Here is a 4,955-nt window from a genome sequence, read left to right as displayed (position 1 = left end):
TGCGAGAACAACCAGTGGGCGATCTCGGTGCCGGTGGCGAAGCAGACGCGGGCGAAGACGCTGGCGCGGAAGGCGCTGGCGTACGGGATGCCGGGGGTCCAGGTGGACGGCAACGATCTCCTGGCGGTGTACGCGGCGACGCGGGAGGCGGTGGAGCGGGCGCGGGCGGGGGGCGGGCCCACGCTCATCGAGTTCGTGACGTATCGCCTGTCGATGCACACGACGGCCGACGATCCGACGAAGTACCGGAGCGAGGCGGAGGTCAAGGCGTGGGAGGCGAAGGAGCCGCTGATCCGGTTCCGGCGCTACCTGGAGGGGAAGGGGCTCCTGGATGAGGCGAGTCAGGCGGCGCTGGAGGCGGAGGTGGAGGGGGAGATCCGCCAGGCGGTGGAGCGCGCCGAAGCCCGCATGGACGGAGACCTCTTGGCCGCCTTCGATCACGTCTACGCCGAGCTTCCGGAGGAGCTTCGAGAACAACGGGACGAACTGGCCCGCTGGCTGGCCCGGCCCCAGGGGCAGGAGCCTGAAGGAGCGCGCCGTGCCTAAGCTCACCATGGTCAAGGCGATCAACCTGGCTCTCCACCAGGAGATGGAGCGCGACGACGACGTCATCGTCCTGGGCGAGGACGTGGGGGTCGATGAGGGGGTGTTCCGCGTCACGGAGGGGCTCCTGAAGAAATTCGGCGAGCAGCGGGTGATCGATACCCCGCTCGCCGAGGGCGCCATCGTGGGGATGGCGATCGGAATGGCGCTCTACGGCCTCAAGCCGGTCGCGGAGCTGCAGTTCTCGGGCTTCTCGTTCCAGGCCTTTCACCAGATCGAGAACCACGCGGCCCGCTACCGGCAGCGGTCGCAAGGCCGGTACCACTGCCAGCTCGTCGTCCGCATGCCTTACGGCGGCGGGGTGCGGGCCCTGGAGCACCACTCGGAGAGCGAAGAGACGTACTACGCCCACATGGCGGGGATGAAGGTTGTGATCCCCTCGGGTCCGCGCAACGCGCGGGCGCTCCTCGCGAGCGCGATCCGCGATCCCGATCCCGTGGTCTTCATGGAGCCCAAGGCGCTCTACCACGCCATCAAAGAGGAGGTCCCCGAGGACGAAGACCTGCTACCCCTCGGGCGGGCCCGGGTTGTGAGGGAGGGAGGCGACGTGACCGTCGTGGCCTACGGTACCATGCTCCATCGGGTGCTGGAGGCCGCCGAGGTGCTGAAAGAGGAGGACGGGGCCGAGGCCGAGGTGATCGACCTGCTGACGATTTCCCCGATGGATGGCGAGACCGTCGGAGCGTCGGTGAGCAAGACCGGGCGCGCGGTCGTGGTCCACGAGGCGCCGCGCACGTGCGGGGTTGGGGCCGAGCTGACGGCGCGCATCGTGGAGAAAGCCTTTCTCCGGCTCGAGGCGCCGGTGCGCCGGCTCACCGGCTTTGACATCACCTACCCCGGCTTCGCGCGCGAGAAAGCCTGGCTCCCCGACGTCCCGCGGATCGTCGCGGCCGTCCGGGAGACCCTCGCCTTCTAATGCCCAGAGAGTTCCGCCTCCCCGACCTGGGCGAAGGGCTCACCGAGGCCGAAGTCATCCGGGTGCTTGTTTCGGAAGGGGACCTCGTCAGGGAGGACCAGGTGGTCGTCGAGGTCGAGACCGACAAGGCCCAGGTCGAGCTGCCCTCTCCTGTCGCCGGCCGCGTCGCCAGGGTTCACGTCAAGCCTGGTGAGGCGGTCAAGGTCGGGTCGGTCCTCATCACGTTCGACGGAGCCGAGGCCGAGCCCCGCGGGGTCAAGCTCGCGCCCCCGTCCCCCGCTGCGGCGCCGCCGCGGCCGGCTCCGGTTGAAGGCCGGCGCCCACCGGTCGCCGCCACACCGGCCATGCGCCGGGTCGCGAGGGAACTCGGCGTCGATCTGAGCGCGGTCACGGGGACGGGACCCGGCGGCCGGATCACCGAGGCCGACATCAGGGCCGCTGCGGGCCGGGTCGCGCCGACTCCTGTCGGCCCCGCGCTGCGCCCTCCCGACGTCGAGGAGCCATCCCGGCCGCTCGCGCTCCCCAGGGCCGAGCTGCCGCCGCTCCCGCGCTTCGAGCAGTGGGGAGCCGTCGAGCGCGAGCCGATCCGGTCGGTCCGGCGGCGGACCGCGGAGCACATGGCGCTGGCCTGGGCGGTCATCCCTCACGTGACCCACTTCGACGAGGCCGACATCACCTACCTCGAGGCGATGCGGCGGCGCCAGGAGGCGGTGGTCCCGAAGCTCACGCTGACGGTTCTCCTGCTGAAGGCGGCCGCGCTCACACTCCAGGCGCACCCGCGCTTCAACGCGAGCCTCGACCACGAGCGCGGTGAGCTGGTGCTCAAGCGCTACTACCACCTGGGCGTCGCGGTGGACTCGGAGCGGGGCCTCGTCGTGCCGGTCGTCCGGGACGTGGACAAGAAGCGGATCCCCGAGCTTGCCGGTGAAGTCGCGGCGCTCGTCGAACGGACCCGCGCGGGGAAGGTGTCGCTCGAGGACCTGCGTGGCGGCACCTTTACGGTCACCAACACGGGGCGCCTCGGCGGAACCGCCGCGACGCCGATCATCAACTACCCCGAGGTGGCCATCCTGGGCGTGGCCCGTGCCCGCGAGCTGCCCGTGGTCCGCAACGGTGAGATCGTCCCGCGCCTGATCCTTGCCCTCGCGCTCTCGTTCGATCACCGCGTCCTGGATGGGGCGGACGCGGCGCGCTTCATGACCGACCTGGTCCGTCTGCTGGAGGATCCCGAGCGCTTGCTCCTCGAGGTGTAACGGAGACAGACGTGGTTGTCGGCGATCTCCAGCGCGAGGCCGAGGTGGTCGTGGTCGGAGGTGGACCCGGCGGCTACGCGGCAGCCTTTCGCGCCGCCGACCTGGGTCTCGAAACGATCCTCGTCGAGGCAGCGCCGGCCCTGGGCGGCGAGTGCCTCCACGTCGGGTGCATCCCGTCCAAGGCGCTCCTGGGCGTGGCGGCCCTCATCGCCGATGCGGCGCGGGCGCGCGCCGCCGGCGTCGAGTTCGGCGAGCCCAAGGTCGTCCTGGACCGGCTCCGGAGCTGGAAGGACGAGCAGATCGCCAAGCTGGCGAGAGGGCTCGACGCCCTCGCCCGCGACCGCGGGGTGGACGTGGTTCAGGGTCGGGGCACGCTCGAGGATGAGTGGACGCTTCGGGTCCAGGGGGAGCGGGCCGGGTGGCTCCGGTTCCGCCACTTGATCCTCGCCACCGGCTCTCGCCCCGTCGCGCTTTCCGGCGTGACGGTGGACTCGCCACGGCTCATGGACTCCAGGATGGCGCTCGAACTGCCCGAGGTGCCTGAGCGGCTCCTCGTCGTCGGGGGCGGCTACATCGGCCTTGAGATCGGGACGATCTACGCCGCGCTCGGGAGCCGCGTGACGCTGGTCGAGCTGACCGACGGGCTCCTCCCCGGCGTGGACCGGGACCTGGTGGAGCCTCTCGCGCGCCGGGTGCGGCAGACCTTCGCGGCCGTCCACCTCTCGACGAAGGTCGTCGGGGTCGAGGAGACGACCGCGGGGCTGGCCGTCAGTCTGGAAGGCGAGGGCGTGACATCGCCCCAGGAGTTCGACCGCGTCCTCGTCGCCGTTGGCCGCCAGCCCAACTCCGACGGCCTCGGCCTCGAGCACACGAGGGTCGAGATCGATCCGCGCGGCTTCGTCCGTGTCGATGCGAGGCGCCGCACCACGGATCCGCGGATCTTCGCCATCGGCGACGTCGCGGGAGCGCCGCTGCTCGCCCACAAGGCGATCTACGAGGGGAGGGTGGCGGCCGAAGCCATCGCGGGCCGACCTGTCGCCTTCGACGCCCAGGCGATTCCGGCGGTCGTCTTCACCGATCCCGAGGTGGCCTGGGCCGGTCTCACGGACGCCGAGGCGCAGGCTCAGGGGATCACCCCCCGGGTCGCGCGCGTACCCTGGTCCGCCTCCGGCCGCGCCGTCGCCATGGACCGGACCGACGGGCTCACCAAGCTGGTCTTCGAGGAAGGCACCGGGCGGCTCCTGGGCGTGGGGATCGTCGGACCTCACGCCGGCGAGCTTCTCGCCGAAGGAGTCCTCGGCGTGGAGTTGGCCGCGGTCGCCGAAGACCTGGCGGGCACCATCCACACGCACCCGACGCTCTCCGAGACCTTCGCCGAGGCCGCCCACCTCTTCCTGGGCTCGCCCACTCACCTGCGCCGTCCCGACGGTCGTCGGTGACAGGACGGCGCGAGGTCACAGAGTCGGGAACGACCGATGCCGCGCGAACCCATTGACTTGCCCGAACCGATCGAGTTCCTCTCGATCCTCGATGCCGACGGTCGGGTGGACAGCGCCCTCGAGCCCGCGATCCCGCCCGCGGACCTCCGTCGGCTCTACCGGACCATGCTCCACGCCCGAAAAGCCGACGAGCGCCTCCTCATTCTCCAGCGCCAGGGACGGATCGGGACCGCGCTGTCGGGCCTCGGCCAGGAGGCGGTGGCGCTCGGCGCGGCGTACGCCCTCCGCCCCACCGACTGGCTGGTGCCGGTCTTCCGTCAGCTCCCGGCGTTCCTCTGGCGGGGATGGGCGCTCGAGAGCCTGATCCTCTACCTCGCGGGTTACGCGGAAGGGATGCGCCTCCCCGCGGGGTGCCGCGACCTGGCGCTCTGCATCCCCGTCGCGAGCCAGATCCCTCACGCGGTCGGGCTCGCGTATGCCGCCCGTTACAAGCGGGAGGACAGCGTGGTGCTGGTGTTTCTGGGGGACGGGGCGACGTCGCACGGGGACTTTCACGAGGCGATGAACTTCGCGGGAGTCTTTCAGGCGCCGGTGGTGTTCTGTTGCGAGAACAACCAGTGGGCGATCTCGGTGCCGGTGGCGAAGCAGACGCGGGCGAAGACGCTGGCGCGGAAGGCGCTGGCGTACGGGATGCCGGGGGTCCAGGTGGACGGCAACGATCTCCTGGCGGTGTACGCGGCGACG

The 4,955-nt window shown here is 71.1% G+C and carries 5 protein-coding genes; all 5 read left to right on the top strand.

The window, feature by feature from the left end:
• Window positions 1-546: pyruvate dehydrogenase (acetyl-transferring) E1 component subunit alpha (locus HY726_09930; GenBank protein ID MBI4609319.1), on the top strand; the 546-nt coding region annotated here is incomplete at its 5' end.
• Between the two features lie 7 nt (window positions 547-553).
• Window positions 554-1,519, top strand: a complete 966-nt coding sequence (locus HY726_09925; GenBank protein ID MBI4609318.1) for an alpha-ketoacid dehydrogenase subunit beta — start codon at window positions 554-556, stop codon at window positions 1,517-1,519.
• Complete coding sequence (locus tag HY726_09920) at window positions 1,519-2,772, top strand: 2-oxo acid dehydrogenase subunit E2 (GenBank protein MBI4609317.1); 1,254 nt, start codon at window positions 1,519-1,521, stop codon at window positions 2,770-2,772. The genes HY726_09925 and HY726_09920 overlap by 1 nt, the downstream gene beginning before the upstream one ends.
• Window positions 2,773-2,783: 11 nt before the next feature.
• Window positions 2,784-4,211 (top strand): dihydrolipoyl dehydrogenase, encoded by a 1,428-nt coding sequence (lpdA, locus tag HY726_09915; protein ID MBI4609316.1) that lies wholly within the window; start codon window positions 2,784-2,786, stop codon window positions 4,209-4,211.
• Window positions 4,212-4,247: 36 nt separating this feature from the next.
• Window positions 4,248-4,955, top strand: a 708-nt coding sequence (locus HY726_09910) for a pyruvate dehydrogenase (acetyl-transferring) E1 component subunit alpha (GenBank protein ID MBI4609315.1), incomplete at its 3' end; no start/stop codon positions are given.

Source organism: Candidatus Rokuibacteriota bacterium (assembly GCA_016209385.1).
Classification (GTDB): domain Bacteria; phylum Methylomirabilota; class Methylomirabilia; order Rokubacteriales; family CSP1-6; genus JACQWB01.
Note: the sequence above shows the minus strand (reverse complement) of the source record. Positions and strands in the feature narration are given on the sequence as shown.